This window comes from Spiroplasma endosymbiont of Polydrusus pterygomalis (assembly GCF_964030635.1).
In the GTDB taxonomy this organism is placed as follows: domain Bacteria; phylum Bacillota_I; class Bacilli_A; order Mycoplasmatales; family Mycoplasmataceae; genus Spiroplasma.
On the sequence record NZ_OZ034909.1, the window covers coordinates 346,622 to 364,486 of the forward strand.

Annotated in this window: 18 protein-coding genes and 2 pseudogenes; 11 read left to right on the plus strand and 9 right to left on the minus strand. The window is 25.4% G+C overall.

What is annotated here, in order from left to right; translation table 4 throughout:
- The first annotated feature begins 144 nt into the window (after positions 1–144).
- On the plus strand, positions 145–564 hold the full coding sequence (locus ACQH23_RS02195) for a transposase (RefSeq protein WP_425378761.1): 420 nt from the start codon (positions 145–147) through the stop codon (positions 562–564).
- A gap of 110 nt (positions 565–674) precedes the next feature.
- Here the strand turns inward: ACQH23_RS02195 and ACQH23_RS02200 are convergent, their stop codons facing one another.
- Positions 675–890 carry a transposase gene (locus tag ACQH23_RS02200; protein WP_425377801.1) on the minus strand — a complete coding sequence of 72 codons (216 nt, stop codon included), beginning with the start codon at positions 888–890 and terminating at the stop codon, positions 675–677.
- Between the two features lie 121 nt (positions 891–1,011).
- A complete protein-coding gene (locus ACQH23_RS02205) occupies positions 1,012–1,572 on the minus strand; it encodes an IS30 family transposase (RefSeq protein WP_425378762.1) in 561 nt (186 codons plus the stop codon).
- Positions 1,573–1,639: 67 nt separating this feature from the next.
- Between ACQH23_RS02205 and ACQH23_RS02210 the strand changes: the two genes are divergently transcribed.
- A complete protein-coding gene (locus tag ACQH23_RS02210; protein WP_425378763.1) occupies positions 1,640–2,068 on the plus strand; it encodes an IS3 family transposase in 429 nt (142 codons plus the stop codon).
- A gap of 86 nt (positions 2,069–2,154) precedes the next feature.
- Here ACQH23_RS02210 and ACQH23_RS02215 read toward each other — a convergent pair.
- From ACQH23_RS02215 to ACQH23_RS02240, 6 genes and pseudogenes are all read right to left on the minus strand, one after another.
- Positions 2,155–3,264: pseudogene (locus tag ACQH23_RS02215) on the minus strand (IS3 family transposase).
- Between the two features lie 98 nt (positions 3,265–3,362).
- Entirely contained in the window at positions 3,363–4,046 is a 684-nt protein-coding gene (locus tag ACQH23_RS02220) for an IS3 family transposase (protein ID WP_425378764.1), read from the minus strand.
- An 873-nt stretch (positions 4,047–4,919) separates the two neighbouring features.
- A complete protein-coding gene (locus ACQH23_RS02225; RefSeq protein ID WP_425378765.1) occupies positions 4,920–5,876 on the minus strand; it encodes an L-lactate dehydrogenase in 957 nt (318 codons plus the stop codon).
- Between the two features lie 87 nt (positions 5,877–5,963).
- Positions 5,964–6,143: a hypothetical protein gene (locus ACQH23_RS02230; protein ID WP_425377639.1), complete on the minus strand. Its 180-nt coding sequence runs from the start codon at positions 6,141–6,143 to the stop codon at positions 5,964–5,966.
- A gap of 80 nt (positions 6,144–6,223) precedes the next feature.
- A complete protein-coding gene (locus ACQH23_RS02235; RefSeq protein WP_425378766.1) occupies positions 6,224–6,772 on the minus strand; it encodes a hypothetical protein in 549 nt (182 codons plus the stop codon).
- 201 nt (positions 6,773–6,973) lie between these two features.
- Complete coding sequence (locus tag ACQH23_RS02240; protein ID WP_425378767.1) at positions 6,974–7,366, minus strand: hypothetical protein; 393 nt, start codon at positions 7,364–7,366, stop codon at positions 6,974–6,976.
- Positions 7,367–7,661: 295 nt separating this feature from the next.
- On the opposite strand from ACQH23_RS02240, the gene ispG reads away from it, so the two are divergent.
- The 4 genes and pseudogenes from ispG (at position 7,662) to ACQH23_RS02260 (ending at position 9,735) form a co-directional block, all read left to right on the plus strand.
- A complete protein-coding gene (gene ispG, locus ACQH23_RS02245) occupies positions 7,662–8,753 on the plus strand; it encodes a flavodoxin-dependent (E)-4-hydroxy-3-methylbut-2-enyl-diphosphate synthase (RefSeq protein ID WP_425379288.1) in 1,092 nt (363 codons plus the stop codon).
- A 71-nt stretch (positions 8,754–8,824) separates the two neighbouring features.
- On the plus strand, positions 8,825–9,088 hold the full coding sequence (locus tag ACQH23_RS02250) for a hypothetical protein (RefSeq protein WP_425378768.1): 264 nt from the start codon (positions 8,825–8,827) through the stop codon (positions 9,086–9,088).
- Positions 9,089–9,261: 173 nt separating this feature from the next.
- Positions 9,262–9,327 (plus strand): annotated as a pseudogene (locus ACQH23_RS02255) (hypothetical protein); the annotation flags it as partial.
- Between the two features lie 21 nt (positions 9,328–9,348).
- A complete protein-coding gene (locus ACQH23_RS02260; protein WP_425378769.1) occupies positions 9,349–9,735 on the plus strand; it encodes a hypothetical protein in 387 nt (128 codons plus the stop codon).
- Positions 9,736–9,822: 87 nt separating this feature from the next.
- Here ACQH23_RS02260 and ACQH23_RS02265 read toward each other — a convergent pair whose 3' ends face one another.
- Entirely contained in the window at positions 9,823–10,803 is a 981-nt protein-coding gene (locus ACQH23_RS02265; RefSeq protein WP_425377684.1) for an IS30 family transposase, read from the minus strand.
- 302 nt (positions 10,804–11,105) lie between these two features.
- On the opposite strand from ACQH23_RS02265, the gene ACQH23_RS02270 reads away from it, so the two are divergent.
- Genes ACQH23_RS02270 through ACQH23_RS02290 form a run of 5 tightly spaced genes read left to right on the plus strand, consistent with a single transcriptional unit; the run spans position 11,106 to position 17,817 of the window.
- Positions 11,106–11,504 carry a hypothetical protein gene (locus tag ACQH23_RS02270; protein ID WP_425377651.1) on the plus strand — a complete coding sequence of 133 codons (399 nt, stop codon included), beginning with the start codon at positions 11,106–11,108 and terminating at the stop codon, positions 11,502–11,504.
- Positions 11,497–12,957 carry a PBSX family phage terminase large subunit gene (locus ACQH23_RS02275; RefSeq protein ID WP_425378770.1) on the plus strand — a complete coding sequence of 487 codons (1,461 nt, stop codon included), beginning with the start codon at positions 11,497–11,499 and terminating at the stop codon, positions 12,955–12,957. Before ACQH23_RS02270 ends, ACQH23_RS02275 begins: the two co-directional genes overlap by 8 nt.
- Complete coding sequence (locus ACQH23_RS02280) at positions 12,957–13,235, plus strand: hypothetical protein (protein ID WP_253301740.1); 279 nt, start codon at positions 12,957–12,959, stop codon at positions 13,233–13,235. The genes ACQH23_RS02275 and ACQH23_RS02280 overlap by 1 nt, the downstream gene beginning before the upstream one ends.
- Positions 13,228–14,619, plus strand: coding sequence for a hypothetical protein (locus ACQH23_RS02285; RefSeq protein WP_425378771.1), 1,392 nt, complete (start codon positions 13,228–13,230; stop codon positions 14,617–14,619). Before ACQH23_RS02280 ends, ACQH23_RS02285 begins: the two co-directional genes overlap by 8 nt.
- A 3-nt stretch (positions 14,620–14,622) precedes the next feature.
- Positions 14,623–17,817, plus strand: coding sequence for a hypothetical protein (locus ACQH23_RS02290; RefSeq protein ID WP_425378772.1), 3,195 nt, complete (start codon positions 14,623–14,625; stop codon positions 17,815–17,817).
- Positions 17,818–17,865: the final 48 nt, after the last annotated feature.

Genomic DNA, 17,865 nt, shown 5'->3' on the forward strand with positions numbered 1-17,865 from the left:
TATTGGGTTTTTGATAAAATGTATTTCTTGCAAATCTCTATATTTTATAAGGGTTTTCTTTAATTTTGTCGAAAACTCTTGATATTTATAAAATATACCTAAAATTAGGTATATTTTATAAATATCAAGAGAGGTAAATAATTGATGGAAAAAATACTTGCAGAATTAATAAATAGTTTAACAGATGATCAATTTTTAGAATTTTATGAAAAAGTTAAAAAAGAAGCAGAATTAATCAAAAAACAAAAACGCTTAAATGAAATTGATCAAAAATTTAGAGATAAAGGTATTAAATACCCTAATTGCAAACCTTATCATTGTTTTAAAAATGGCCATAATCCCGAAGGAAAACAAAAATATTTATGCAAAAAATGTCGGGCTAGTTTTGATGCTTTTCGTCATCATTTTACTTATTGAAGTCATTTAAATTATGAACAATGAAATTTATTAATTCAAATTTCATTGTTAGGACAATCTAGTAAAGTAATTTCCCGTTTTATTAAAACAACACCCAAAACAGCTTGATATAATCGTCAAAAATTAATGCAATCAAAACAATTATAAAATACTCAATTAAAATTTAAAAAATTAAATGGCCAAATACAAATCGATGAAACATTTATTAAAGAAATCCATAAAGGTAATTTTAAGCCAAATTGTAAAGTTAAGTGCAACTAAATTATTTTTCTAACCAAATATTCGATTGGCGAAAGATAATTTAGTATTTTTCTTGGTCTTTGGTTTAAAGACAATATAAATTTATGAACTGCATTTTTAGTAGTATTTGAAAAATTAAATTTTTTAGGAAATTTTTCTCTAATTAAACCATTAGTATTTTCATTAGTACCTCTTTGTCAGGGTGAATATGCATTAGCAAAATAAATTTTCACATTTAAATTTTTTTCAAGTTGTTGTCAATTAGCAAATTCTTTACCACGATCAAATTTTATAGTCTTAACAAGATTATTTGGCAGAATTGATAAATAATGGCTAATATTTTCGTTAATAACTTTAGTTGAAAGAACATCATGATTTACTTTTACCTCGTGATGATACTACGGTATCACCTTCTCAATGACCAAGAGTTACGCGATTATTAACATTAGCATTTCGTTCTTTAATTGATTTACCATTAAATTTACCCCGATTTTCTTGATATTTTCGTTTCTTACCTTTTCTTCTTAAATTTTTATTAGTAACTTTTTCAAGTAATCCAGAATAAATTCAATTGTAAATTGTTTTAAAACTAATAATTCATTCTTTATGAAAATTTTTAATTCTGCCATAAATTTGTTCGGGTGATCAACCTAATAATAATTTTTGTTGTACATATTTTACTAATTCTCTATTTTTAAACTTATGAAAATAAATATGTGATTGTTTTCTATTTTCTGCTTTATTTTGTGCAATTAATGAAAAATAATGATTATTATCTTTATTTCTATTAACTTCTCGAATAATAGTACTAATAATTCGATTAAGATTTTTAGCTATTTCACTAATTTTTATTTTAAACTTCAATTGATTCTCAATATAAATTCTTTCATCTATGCCAAGATGTTTATATCCCATATAAAAACTCCTTGCTTTATTTTTTCTAAAATAAACTTAGCATCATAAAATTTTTATATGAGATTTTTTGCAATTTTATTTACTTGCACTTACAAGTATAATTCAGCAATTAAATAAAAGAAAAATTGTATTTTTTATCAAAGAAAACCTTAATAAATATCCACTAAATTTATTACTTGATGTAACAAATTTAAAGCGTAGTTATTGAGATAAATATAAAAATTATTCAAGTAATGGTAAGGATAGCGAATCATTAAAGAATATTGTAAAAGTCTATGAAGAAAATTTAAAAATATTTGGTTATCGTCGAATTACCAAATATTTAAAAGAAGATTATGGTATTGTTTATAATGCTAAGAAAGTATTACGAATTATGAAAGAAAATAATATTCAAGCTGAATATGTAAAGCGTATGCGTAGAAAAATATTAATAAAACAAAATAGAAATAAAAATATAATTAAATATCCTGATTTAATAGACTTCTTGCGATACTAACAAAAATAAAAAAAATTACAAATGGCATCGTGTACGATGAACCTCCAAAAAACAACTTGGATTGGCAACCCTTTTTAGGACACTTTTTATATGGACTGTTGTTTTCTAAATTCAACAGGTGTTAAATAATTTAAACTACCGTGAATTCGAATATTGTTATATCAATGCACAAAGTCAAATAATTTGTATTTTAATTGGGTTAAATTTATAAATTTTTGCCCCTTGATAAATTCCGTTTTAAAACTTTTGTAAGTTGTTTCAGCCACAGCATTATCAGAAGGACAGCCTTTATTGCTTAATGATCGTTTGATGTTAAAAGTATTTAAGATATTATCAATGATTTTATTTTTAAATTCATTACCCCGGTCAGTATGAAACAACGTAATTTGTTTTAATGGTCTTGTAATTGAATAAAAGGCTTTTTGTCCTAGTTGGGCTGTTTTGTTTGTCCCGGCACTATAGCCAATTATTTCACGATTAAACAAGTCAATTAATAAACAAATATAATGTCATTTAGCACCAACTTGAACATATGTTAAATCACTAACAACAACTTCATTTGGTTGTTTATTATTAAATTCACGGTTTAAAACGTTGCTAATTTCGTCGTTATTAACCATTGACTTATGATTACGATATTTTAATTTGGTGTATTTAGATAATAACTAATTTTTAATCATAATTTGGCGAATTTTTCTTCGCGATAAGATAATATCTTTTCTGGTTAAAATAGCTTTAATTTTACGAGATCCATAAATTTTACGACTAGCATTAAATGCACTGATAAATTCTTGTTCATAATTATTAACATCAACCGTAGCGTATTTATTAATTTGATAGTAATATGTTGATTTTGCTATCTTTAATATTTGACCCATTTTTCGCACGAAATATTTTTCTTTATTATTGTTAATAATTTCTATTTTTTGCCGATTATCAGTGCCGCTTGCTTTAAAATGTCGTTTTCCATTCGTAATTGGATTAATTCTTTCCGCAAGGCAATCAAGTTCATTTTCTTCAACAGTGCGGTTATCTTTTGCTTTAAAAGATCCATAATTATTTAATTTTTCAATTCACTGATATACGGCTGATTTTGACATCCCATATTCCTTAAAAATTTCAAGAATGGTTTTACCATTTTGATAAAGTAAAACAATTTGTTTTTTAAATTCATCGGTGTATGAATTTCTTCCCATTTTTATATTCCTACTTTCTTCATAATTATATTTTATTTGAAAGTCCACATAAATATGGTCTAGACTGCACCCCGTTTAGTAAGTATTAATAAAAAGGTTTACAAACTTTCATTTATTATATCTTTTTCTTTTTGGTTTGAATATCATTTATTTCATTTTTTAACATCATTAATATATTCATTATGAGATTTATAATTTTTATTATGGATTGTTCCTTTTTTAAGTAATGAATGAAAACTTTCAATAATAATGTTGTCTGCACAATGATAATTTTTACCCATTGAAATTATAATTTTGTTATCTAAACATTTACTATTATAATCTCTAGATGTATATTGATATCCGTGATCTGAATGAATTATTGTTTTATTTAGCTCTTTTTTTATTTTTTTAATTTTATTAATTGCAGCATTTAAATTATCAATTACAAGTTTGTTATTATTAAATTTTGATCATTTTACATCAATAATTTCTTTAGTATATCCATCAATTATTGTTGATTGATAATGTTTTTTACCATTTCAAATTAAATAAGTTACATCAGTAAATAAAATTGAAAATCTTTCTTTAATATCATTAAAATTACGATTTACTAAATCAGGATATTTAATGATATTTTTATTTCTATTTTGTTTTATTAATATTTTTCTACGCATACGCTTTACATATTCAGCTTGAATATTATTTTCTTTCATAATTCGTAATACTTTCTTAGCATTATAAACAATACCATAATCTTCTTTTAAATATTTGGTAATTCGACGATAACCAAATTGTTTCAAATTTTCTTCATAGACTTTTACAATATTCTTTAATGATTCGCTATCCTTACCATTACTTGAATAATTTTTATATTTATCTCAATAACTACGCTTTAAATTTGTTACATCAAGTAATAAATTTAGTGGATATTTATTAATGTTTTATTTGATAAAAAATACAATTTTTCTTTTATTTAATTGTAAAAGTCATGAAGCTTTTTTAGTAATTCATACCTAACTTTGTAATAGTTTAAATCTCTTTTTCCTCTTTTTTCTTTTGGACCTTTATTGGTGTTTAAAATTCCTTTCTTAAAATTTTCATACCATGAAGCAACAGTTTTTTTATTAATTGCATATTTTTTTGCAATAAAACTTATACTATTATTTTTAACCTCTTATCCTATCATTTTTCGAAAATCTGCTGTATATTTATTAAATTTTTGTCCTTTTCTTGCCATATAAAAATGCACCTCCTTTAAAAGTTTAGCAAAGAATTTTTTTCTTTACTTACTTTTTTGGGTGCAGTCTAGTCCAACTTATTGTAACCTATCCAGAATTATATAATTATCTACAATATTTTAGAAGTAAAAAATATTGTAGATAATTATATAATTCATTATAATGAAAAAAGAAAAATTTTAAATTTAAAAATGCCACCACTTCAATATGAAATGAAAGCATTTTTTAATTAAAATTCTCAGTTATCTGAAACTATGCAGTATAAATTCCTATTTGTATTTTTTCTTTATGAATTAATTTGCAATGATTATCTTAGTATCGCAAGAAGTCTAATATATGATATTCAAATCGTAAAGAAAAAGATATAATTAAAAAATAGTAAATACTTTTTATTAATACTTACTAAACAGGGTGCAGTCTATTTTTATATATTTCCTATTTTAAAACCCCCAGAGCAAACGTTAAGGATTCATGTAATTGTGCTGCTGATTTTTCAAATTTAGCTTGTTCTTCTTTAGTTAATTTTCATTCAATAATTTCTTCAATTCCATTAACCCCAATTACGGCCGGAATTCCAATATGTGTTCCAGTAACATTATATTCCCCTTCACACTTTGCCCCAACTAAAAATGTTGATCTTTCATCATTTAAAATTGCTTTGGCAATTGATGATAAACACGCTCCAATTCCATAAAAAGTTGATTTTTTTAAATCAATAATTGTATAAGCCATTTTCATCATTTGTTGATGCATATCTTCTAGATCTTTTTCGGTTAGTTTCCCTTCTGCAACAAAATCAGCAATTGATTTTTGCATAATTGAAGCTTTTGATCAAACTGAAACTGATGAATCACCATGTTCTCCTAAAACATAAGCATTAACACTAGCTGGAGCAATATTTAATTTATTCCCCACTAATCTTCTTAAACGTGCTGAATCTAAAGTTGTTCCTGAAGAAATAACTTTATTTTTTGCAAAACCAGTTACTTTTTGATAAACTGATGCCAAAACATCAACTGGATTTGAAGCAATTAAAGTAACTCCTTTAAACCCTGATGTTTTAATTTGTAAAGCAATATCTTGAATAATTTTTGCATTATCAGCAACCATATCTAAACGTGTTTCCCTATCGCGTTGTGATCTTCCAGCTGTAATAACAACTAAATCAGCATCTTTACAATCATTATAATCACCAGCTTTAATTGTACTAAAACGGTTTTCTAAGACAGCAGCAGCATCAGATAAATCAATTGCGTTCCCTTCCGCTGCTTGTCGAAATGCATCGATTAACACATAATGTTGTGCAATCTCTCTGTTCATTGCTGAATATAAAAAGCTGTTTCCAACCATTCCACATCCAACTAAAATTACTTTTCTCGTTGAATTCTCCATCTTTTTTCTCCTTTAAATCTTCTGGTTCATTATAACAAAAAAATAAAAAAATTTGTAGAAACATCGCAAACAATTAAGGTTATTTTTTTATTTTTCTTTGTTGTGACTTATATAAAAATTAATAAGATATTCTATTCGTTGTGAATAAGTATCAAAGTTAGATAATTTATTTCAAATTTTTTCTTCATTTTTATTTAAGTAAATATTAACATTTCGAATTTTACAAGAATAATATTTTCCTGTTTTTTGATTATATGATTCTTTCATAATATTAAACCTCATAATTAGCAATAATAATGGCATCTCGTAAATGATTACTTATTTTCTCATTATTATATTTTCAACGTTTACCATATTGATGCTGAATTATACTTGTAAGTGCAAGTATAATTCAGCAAATATAATGTTTCATCAAATGCTTTAATTACTGTAATTTTTGTTTTTGAATTAAAGACTTTTAACTTTTTATTATTATAAGCCATATATTTTTTATTGTTATAACTAATTGATGAACCATTGTCTGTTTGTTGCGTTGAAGTGATTGATAAAAATAAATTAATTTTTTCATTATTAGGAGCGTCAACAAAGACAGAATTGTTATAATCAATAGGAATGGCAAATTGTTTATTGAATTTGGTTATAAATTCTTTTAAGAATGTATTTGCTTCTTCAATAGTGGTTACTCCTGCGAGAATTAATTCATTTTTCAAGCGATCTTGTAGAGTGCCTCATAAACGTTCAATTCGTCCCTTTGCTTGGGGAATTGAAGTAGTTATGATTTCGACACCTAATTCATCACAGCATCGGCTGAATTGAGTAAAGGTGTCTTTTTCTTCGGTTTTATCACTACTTTTTTGGTATGTAAAGATTGTTCGTTTATCGGTATAAAATGTCATGAGAATTCCATAATTTCGTAAAATTTTATGTAAAACATTATAATAACCTTGTAATGTTTCTTGACAAGCAAAATATAATCCAACAACCGTATTTGTTGTATCATCAATTGCGTCATGTAAAAATCATTTTGGACCATTTGGTCCTAATCAATGATGTTCACTGGCATCAGCTTGTAATAGTTCGCCGAAACATTTTCGACGTTATCTTAAAGGGTGGGTTTTATCTTTTTTCTTTATTTTTTTCTTTCGAGGTGTTTTAATTTGATTTAAGGACATTAATTTGTATAAAACTGAATATGAAATGTTTATTCCTTCATTTTCGATTAATTTTTCTTTGAAATGAGTAAAATTAAAGCCAATATATTTAGTTTTATATAAATTTATAATCTTTTCACAAATTTGTGGATTTGTTTTATTGTGAGCTATCCTTCCACGAGAATGGTGAGCAAATGATTGACTATTTTGTGGATCATAAAGTTTTATAAGTTGTTCAATGCGACGAATTGATAAGTGTAAAATATTTGCAGCTCTTTGCTTTGATATTTTATTGTTAATAATTTTTTCAATTGTTTTGTATTTATGTTGTTCTTTCATTGTTATTTTTCTTTCCATTGTTATCACCATTTTTAATTTTAAATGGTTGCGAAATTTTTGCTAGATAACTATTACGAAATTATCACAAGATAAGGAAAAAATTAAAAATTTGTCTTGAATTTATTTGCTTTTAGTCGTATGATTACTTTGAAATTATTTTAAAATAAGGCAATAATTATATGTAATGTATCGAAGTATGGATTCTTTAGTATATTTGGTTTTTTCAACTCCCCTACTGGTAGTCAAAACTCCTATGCCACAACAAAAAGATTAAAAAGATAAGGACGTGCAAAAGATAAATAAACGAATTAATACACGAAAAATAATGGTCGGTAATGTCCAAATCGGTGGTCAAAATAAAGTTGTCATTCAATCAATGACTAATACCAAAACCCACGATATTGAAAGAACTTTAAAACAAATTAACCAATTATACCAAGAAGGTTGTGAACTTGTTCGAATTGCTGTTTTAGGAAAAGATGATGCAGCAGCATTAAAAACAATCGTTGAACGTTCGCCTTGTCCTTTAGTGGCGGATATTCATTTTAATTATGAGTTTGCTTTGATTGCAGCTGATGTTGGAATTAGTAAAATTAGAATTAATCCCGGTAACATTGGTAGTATTGAAAATACTAAAAAAGTTGTGGCAAAATGTCATGAAAAAAAAATACCAATTCGAATTGGGGTTAACTCTGGTAGTTTACCATTGGATCTTGTTAATCAATATGGTTGAACACCTAAAGCAATGATTGAAAGTGCATGACGACACATTGAAATTTTAGAAAATCTTGGTTTTTATGACATTATTCTATCATTAAAAGCAACTGAACCATTAATGGCGATTGAAGCTTATACCTTAGCTAGTCAAGAATGAAATTATCCTCTTCACTTGGGAATTACAGAATCTGGAAGTCATCACCGGGGAACAATTAAATCATGTAGTGGTTTATCACCTCTTCTCTTTAATGGCATTGGTGATACAATTCGTATTAGTTTATCAACTGATCCTGTTGCCGAAGTTGAAGTTGCCAAACGAATGTTAAATTCATTAGGACTATACGATAACATTGTTGATATTATTGCTTGCCCAACTTGTGGGCGATTAGAATATGAACTTTTTCCAGTTGTTAAAGAATTAGAAGAATATACTAAAGATATGAAAATTCCATTGAAAATTGCCATCTTAGGTTGTGTTGTTAACGGACCTGGAGAAGCTAAACAAGCTGATTTAGGGATTGCTGGGGGAAAAAATGGTGGTATTATCTTTAAAAAAGGGAAAATTTATAAATCATGTAAACAAGAGGACCTTGTCCCGGAATTAAAAATATTAATTGATGAATATTATCGAGAATGACAAGAAAAAAATCAGAAACAATCATATATATAGTAGACTGCACCCAAAAAAGTAAGTAAAGAAAAAAAGTCTTTGCTAAAATTTTAAAGGAGGTGCATTTTTATATGGCAAGAAAAGGACAAAAATTTAATAAATATACAGCAGATTTTCGAAAAAGGATAGGACAAGAGGTTAAAAATAATAGTATAAGTTTTATTGCAAAAAAATATGCAATTAATAAAAAAACTGTTGCTTCATGGTATGAAAATTTTAAGAAAAGAATTTTAAACATCAATAAAGGTCCAAAAGAAAAAATAGGAAAAAGAGATTTAAACTATTACAAAGTTAGGTATGAATTACTAAAAAAGCTTCATGACTTTTACAATTAAATAAAAGAAAAATTGTATTTTTTATCAAAGAAAACATTAATAAATATCCACTAAATTTATTACTTGATGTAACAGATTTAAAGCGTAGTTATTGAGATAAATATAAAAATTATTCAAGTAATGGTAAGGATAGTGAATCATTAAAGAATATTGTAAAAGTCTATGAAGAAAATTTAAAACAATTTGGTTATCGTCGAATTACCAAATATTTAAAAGAAGATTATGGTATTGTTTATAATGCTAAGAAAGTATTACGAATTATGAAAGAAAATAATATTCAAGCTGAATATGTAAAGCGTATGCGTAGAAAAATATTAATAAAACAAAATAGAAATAAAAATATCATTAAATATCCTGATTTAGTAAATCGTAATTTTAATGATATTAAAGAAAGATTTTCAATTTTATTTACTGATGTAACTTATTTAATTTGAAATGGTAAAAAACATTATCAATCAACAATAATTGATGGATATACTAAAGAAATTATTGATGTAAAATGATCAAAATTTAATAATAACAAACTTGTAATTGATAATTTAAATGCTGCAATTAATAAAAGGCATTGTGTAGATACAAGCTCCAAATTTGTATCTCTTGTTAAATTGATAATAACATTATTTAAAATAAATGCAAATATTTTTTAAAAAAAATAAATTATTTATAAATTGTTATTATTTTGAACATATTTTGACACACTAAAAAATAATTTATTAAATTTAATTAATAAAAATTTACTTAATATTTTGTAAAAATATTTCTTTTGCACTTACTCAGTTTAAACACGGTCGAAGTTTATCATTTATAACATCAACTACTCAATCTATTTTTTGTTGACTAACATTATTAAAATCAGTTCCTTTTTTAAATCAATGTCTAAATTCACCATTCATATATTCAATTAATGGTTTTTGTTGTGGTGAAGCAGGGTCACAAAAATAAACTTGTGTTTCAGCAAATATTTCCATTTCTCTTCATTTACTAAATTCTTTCCCACGGTCTGTTATTATTCCTTTCATTTTACCCATTAAATTATTACTTACAATCATATCTTTAAATTTTGTTAAAACCTCATTAGCGGTATGATTTTTTAATTTCATTACAAAGTAATTTTTACTTGATTGTTCTACTAAAACTAAACAACTAGATTGATGGTCTTTTCCAACTACGGTATCCATTTCAAATCAGCCAACATTAGATTGCTTATTTTCAATATCTAATATTGATTTAAAATTATTTAATTTACCACGATTATCATATTCCCCCTTTTTCTTATATTTTTTACCATGATGGCGTAAATTTTGTTTATTTAAACCGAATAATTTTAAGTCAATTCATTTATAAAAAGTTTTAACACAAGCAGGAAATTTAACACCAAACTTTATAAAATATCGATGAATAATTTGTGCTGGTGAATTATGAAGAATATTAAATCGTAAATTTAGTCATTCTTTTTGTTCTTCTGTGAATTTGGGGGGCTTTTTAATAGATTTTTTTCGTTTTTTTAAATAATCATTATGTGCTTTACCAACATCATAATCTTCTATATTTTTAAATCTATTAATTTCTCTTTTAACAGTATTAATATCTCTTCCCGTTTGCCTTGATATTTCAGATAAATTAATCGTTCCATTTTTCTTTTTGCAACTATCAGATAACAATAAATCCTTAATAAATCTTCGTTCGTCAAATTTTACATGTGTATAATCTTGCATATATTTGTACATCCATTTCTTTTGTTTAAATTCATTTATACACGAATTTTTAAAAAAAGGTATTGACAAATAATTTTAAAGATATATTATTATAATGTAACAAGTATCGAATTTGTATCTCTTTATGCTTGTATACTAAAATAAAAAGTAAATTACTTTACTTTTTTTTATTTTGATGTAAAATATAAATAATAAAAAAGAACCGCGATGGTTCTTTGTTACATTTTATAGTTATTAATTACTCTTTTATTTAATCATATTCATTAAATAATAGCAATTTTAGTATGCAAAAAGGAGTAAAAATGAAAGAATTTAATCCAAAAACAGCAAGTTTACGAACATTTTATCGTAAAATAGAGCAGTTTTGACGTGATAAATCACCTAATATCCCCTATACTTTGAATGATTTAACCAATAAATTAAATCTTTCTCGCAAGTGAAGATATGATAGTTACGCGAGCGAGAAGATAGTTCCTTTACTTGAAAAACAAGTTGATAAAATAGAAAGTGAGCTTATTAAACAAATGGTTAAAACGCCAGAAGGTACTAGGTTATATTGACAGCGTGCATTTAATTATAAATATTCACTGCAAGAAAAAGAACTTGAAAAAGAATTAAACTTAAATAATCAACAACCAATAATTGTTAATTTACAAACGGATATTAGAGATATTAAAAAAGAAACTGAAAATAATGCTTAATCATTTTACTTATTTATTAGAAACGCCTTATTGGTTATTACAAAATAGTAATATTGGTAATAAATATCCATTTGTTAAGAAATATGAATTAGTTAATGAAATTAATCAAATTGGAACACGATATAGCGGTAAGACTATATCAAATATTAAAATGTTTGGTGAATTATTAAAAATTAGTTTATTAATTAAAGAACCAATTTGTATAATTGCTAGTATGTATTGGAGTAAAGATTTAAAAGATAGTGTATTTCAAAATATATGAAATATGTTAGATGAAAATAATATTCCTTATAGTATTAATTTATCAAATTTTACTTTTACTTTATCAAATGGTAGCAAAATATATTGTAAAGGTTTACATTCACCAAGTCGAAAAGAAAAATTAAAAGCCTTTGCTGATTTGAATAAGTATAAATTAGTAATTGATTGAAGAGAAGAATGTGACCAATTTCAACAAAAATATTTAAGTGATTTAGAGTTTGCTATTCGTGGTTATCAAAATAAAATAACAATTAATACGTGTAATCCTGAAAGTTTAAAAAGATATATTGTTGGCTATTGTAATGAATTATTATCTTTTAATGAAGAAATAATGCGTATTAAATATGAACAAATTAAATATATTGAAAAATGAAATATGAAAATTATTATTCATTATTCTAGTTGAAGACTTAATTATAAATTACCACAAGATAAAGTTAATGAACAATTAAGATTAGAACAATTAGATATTGAAAGAGCAAGAGTGTGGAGTTGAGGATTGCCCGGTAATACTAGTGGTTCAATTTTTGCAAGATATATTGATATTATGCAAGCAACAGATATTATTCAACCAACGAAATTATTAGGTGGTGTTGATATTGCTAACGCGACCAGTCCTAAGGGACATACAACATCAGCTAGTTTTTGACTATATAATTCATTTGATAAAAAAGCTTATAAAGCTTCTGAGTATACGCATTCAAATGCTACACAGCAATTTAAAACAGAATTAGAACAAGTAAAAGATATTTTAGAGTTTTATAACAATCAATTAAATCAATATTTTAATTTAATACAACAAGGTATATCAATAAATGTTGATGATAGTGCATATTCAACATTACAAAGTTTAAATAGAGAAAAATATAATTATACTTTTGGGCAATATATGACATTTAAACCAGCACAAAAACAGAAATTTAAAATAAGACATCGGATTGAAGCATTTACAATGTTAATAAATACAAACCAATTAAAATGATTATGAGAAAAATGTCCTGTAAGTAAAACCCAATATGAATTAATTCAATGAGAAGATAAACCAGATGCCAGAGAAGAACGAATGTTAGACTTATATGATGATACATTTGATAGTGATTTTTATGCTTTACATTTTGAATTAATACCAATGGTTAAACATAATAATTCAGCAGATTATAAATTATGACAACAAAGGGAGTGAATAACTTAATGAAAAAAGATATTTATGTAATCCATGATGAACGTGTAATAAATGCAAAAAGACCTTATATGTCTGTTTGTGGACAAGTTAAAAAAAGACTTTGTCAAGAATTAAAAAAAGATAATATCGCAATATGTAAATTAAATTTATATAACGAATATATTAAAAAATATCAAAAAGTTAAAGTATGTGTTCAAGTTTTAGCAAATGAGCCAAATTTATTAACAGTAAATATTATTAATTATGCACTTATCTTAAAATTAAAGGAGCAAAATAACCATGAATAATACTTTCCCTAGTTTACCAAACTTAAATGATATTAATAGTGTTTTAAAATTTTATAATTATGATTGAACAATTAATTTAGCAAATATTATTGCTCGTCATCAAATGCGCTTAATAAACGGTAAAGATATTTTATTTAAGTCTCATCGTAAAGACATTTTAGAAAAATTAAATTGATGATATGAAAATTATAAAATAAAAGAGAAATTAGATAAAAATGAATTAACAGCAAGTTTAATGGGTAAAACTATTTTCGGTTTATTAGAAACTAGTGATGGAAATATTGATTTATGAATTAACCCTTTTAACTTTACATCTCGTGTAAGTAAAATAAATGAAATTGAACAAGGAGCTGATATTTGATTAAATTATCATCAATCAGATAGTGGGTTTATTTTAAATTTAATTTGTACCAAAGATAAAATAGTTATTAAAGGTTGACCAAAAAATAATGAGGTAGTTGTTGGACAAAGTAAAACACAAATTAAAGATGATGTTAGACCTGTTTTAGTTCAAGAATTTAAAAATAAATTAGGAATAGTACCTTTTTGAGAAATGATAAATGAACCTAATCCGTTGTTCTTATCAACTTCAACTACATTAAATCCATGACCTACAATGGCAAATTGTTATAAATTACAATTTGATTTAGAAGATAGTTTTAATATTAAATCAAAAGAAAGATGAGCTAATCGTACGCACTGATATGGGGTATTAGATGATGGTTTAATGAATGCTTACAATATGGGAAATAAAAAAGCATTACAAGATGTATTTGATGATATTTTCATTCAATCAGGTCAAACGGCAGCAGATGGGACATCATCACAATCTTTACAAGTAGTACAAGGTGCACCAACATTAGAAACATATACCGAAGATCAAAAATCAATTATTGAGCAAGTATATTTAGCATGTCATTTTTCTAGCCCATTTGGGGACAAATCAGATAATGATCAAAATAAAACACAATCATTATTAACTAAAACAAAAGACTTAGAAAAACAAGCATATTTACAAGCATATCGTAAGCAATATTATACTAAGATGTTTGATACTGTTTTAAAATATTATGGTTTATGAGATGGTATTGGTGAACGGCCTTATGGTTTTGATTTTATTAGTGCTAGTTTAGTTGACCAAATGCGACAAAATGAATTAATTACTGCTAGATTAGATAATGGCACAATGGAACCAATAAGAGCTATAACTGAATATGACAATATTGATGAATTAGAAGCAACAAAATATTTTGAGAAAGTAGAAGCATGACAAAATAAAATGCAAGCCAAAGAAATTGAACATAATAATAAATTACTAGAATATGATGAAACTGGTAATAATCAAAATACCTTGCAAGGTAGAACAGAAATAAAGGAGAATTAAAAAATGAGTAGAATTAACCCAGGAGTTATCGAAGAACTAAGAAGACAAGCCCACGATACTTTAATAGATATAAGAGAAAATATAAAAGATAATAGACATTGAATGGTATTTCCTTTTAATGTTTATAGTTCATATATTCCTGATACTGAAACAGGTTGAAAACCTAATAACGCAAAGCCTAGTGATTATGGTAGTTATTCAAGAATATTTGATAATATGGAAAGTACGATTGCTCAATGACAAGATAGTTTAAAAATAGTTCAAAAACATAAAGGTGAAGAAATTAATATCTTAACAATTGATGATTTTAGTAAACAATCAATTAATTCAACTATATGAGCCAATAATGAAACACCTTTCGCGATAAAATTAAAAGATGAAAATAATAATGTTTATTGAAAATTAATTGATGGGGAAAATATTTATGATATTAATAGAATGTTAGAATACTTAAAGCAATATAAAATAAGTTATTTTATTAATAATGATAATAAAGCTGATAATTTTTATACAAAAGAAGTTAAAGTTGGTAAACATTGAGATGCTTATATGATTGATGATAGAAGTTCGATTCAATTTGGTGAAGCTAAATTTGAACAAGTATTTACTCAGCAATCAACTGAAAGACAATATACTTTATTAATTTTAGATGAAGATGCAGATAAATTAAATATTAATGATTATTATAACTTTTATACGGTTTTTAATGACCATGGATTAAATATTGGTGGAGGTAATATAAATATTGCTCCCCAAGATAGACAATGATTATATCCATCAAATGTTATTAATTATTATTCACCATGAGATGGTAGTTTTTTATGACAAGAAATTACCTTTTCAAGTATTAATGACAAAATTAGTAATAGTGGTTTATCAGTACGACAATTTATTCAAACATCAGCACCTGGGGAAGGTTATTGTTTTCCTAAAATAACTTATGATGAGAAAACAAATAAAGGTATTGTTGAATTAGATGATATGTTATTAAAAGACCCCGGTGTTAGAGCAATGGCAGTTAAATTTTATGGTAATCCGATCTTTTTTGATATGCCCGTTATTGGCCGGCCAATTATTAAAGGTCAATTTAATCCAAAAGTAATGAATTCACGAGATTTATTAATGTATAACATGTATCCGTGTCCGCCTGATAAAGTAAATACTTATGCATCACCAGAAGTAAGTTGATATAACATTCAAGGGATTCAACCAACAATGATAACCGGTTATGAAAATTGAAAAAAAGATATGGAAAGTAGATATGACTTTTGAAAACAAAAAAATAGTGAAGGTATTGTTATAACAGATAATGCAAGTTCAACAGCAACTAATCCCGTTGTTGGAACAACTATTAATGAAGAAAATAAGGACTCTAAATTTTATTGATCAAAAGATTGAAAAATAACGCCACCAAGTCAAATAGAGGTAAAAGGTGGTAAGGTTGATAATATTATTAGTACCCAAGCATCATCATATTTTAGAAGAAAAGATGAATTTGGTAATACTGTTGGTAGTGTTCAAATTGAATACAATAAAATGGGTTCATGTAATGTTTGAGATATTTTAAATATGAATAATTTTATTAACCGTCAAATAACAATATTACCTTTAAACTATACACAAAAGTTAGTTTTTAATCCTTTTACGATACCAGGCGGAGTTGGTAAATTCTTAAACTTTATTTCGTTTGGTATTCCTTGGGGCTGAGTTATTAATCAAGATGAAAAAACTTGACCTAATTTTCAATGACTTAATGGCTTTATGAGTGCTAATATTTATAGTTTTTATAATGATGCTTTTTGGTCTGAAAAATCAAAAGGTAAATGCTATTTACCATTTGAAATATTTAGAGAACAAGGTAATGATAAAGTTGGTGCTATTTTTGGAGCAAATGCCACTAGCTTCGGGTTTACCACTTTATTAACTGATAAATTAGTAAGTACTGTTTTAACTAAGGGTGGTAAACCAACAAATAATATAGTTTATTCAACATATAATCTAAAACAATTAAACGAAAAAACTAACCGAGTTTATTTAATTAATGAACTTACAACAGTAGTAGATGCTCAAACACCAGTTAGTTATAGTGAAGAAGATAATGATTGTGAATTCTTACAAACACCAGATGGGACAAATTGTAGTTATATTATTGATATGTTTTCAATACAAGCATTATATAAAGGTAATTTTGAAATTATCTTTTATGCTGATAACCCATATACCAATAATGAAGAAGATTATTTACGTTTATCAGTATGGAGTTTCAGAGGTAAAACAAAAAGTACCTTAAATAATTATTTACGAGATATGACAACTAATTATAAAACTAGTTTCTTATTACCACATGATTATGAAATACCAACATTTAATTACCCACAATATGTCTTGCCACCAATTCCATATAATTATAAAACTTATACAAAAGATATTTGAGATGCTAATACAATTCAACCATTAAAAACTAAAATTACAGCACCAGCACAATGTAAAAAATCAATATCTTCAAGTTATACAAAAATTGATTTATTTTCTGATGAATTTAATTATGGTTATTACGAAGTAGAAATTGATTTAAAACAAATTGACCCAACTATTCAAAGTATAAGTAAATTTACAGATACTTATAAAACCATTGAAATAAGTAATCTAAATAATTTACAAGTTGAATGTTCAGAACCTAAGATACAATGATTTATTCCTAATAGGAATGTTAATATAATTGGAGGAATTGCTTCTTGTAATAATAATGTATGCTCGTTAATAGATTTTTATGTTGCAAATCAGCAAGGTTCATCCCAAACTGATAAAGTTAATTTTGATAATACAATAACTTTATATACTGATAATATAACTAATAATATTAAAACATTTGCTACTGCTTATACTGATGGTTTGCCAAGTGGTAATTACAAAAATAGTTATATTGATAATCAAAAGAAAATAAATATTAATTTTTCACTTAAAATAACAAAATTATCTAATAATGATAATGAAAAAATTAAAGAAACATATTTACAAGCGTATTACACTAATGATATAAAATTAAAAATTAGATTTTCAAAAACAGTATTTGCTCATTTTTCAGCAAGATTATTGCTTGATATTTGGCGTTATTTAGGCAATGATAAAGATATAATTATAGATGTTTCTAATTGGGGTACATTAGGAATTAGAAATAAAAATGATAATCCTGTTTAAATTACATTTAAACCAAGATAAAAAATAAAATATATATTATGAGGTTAA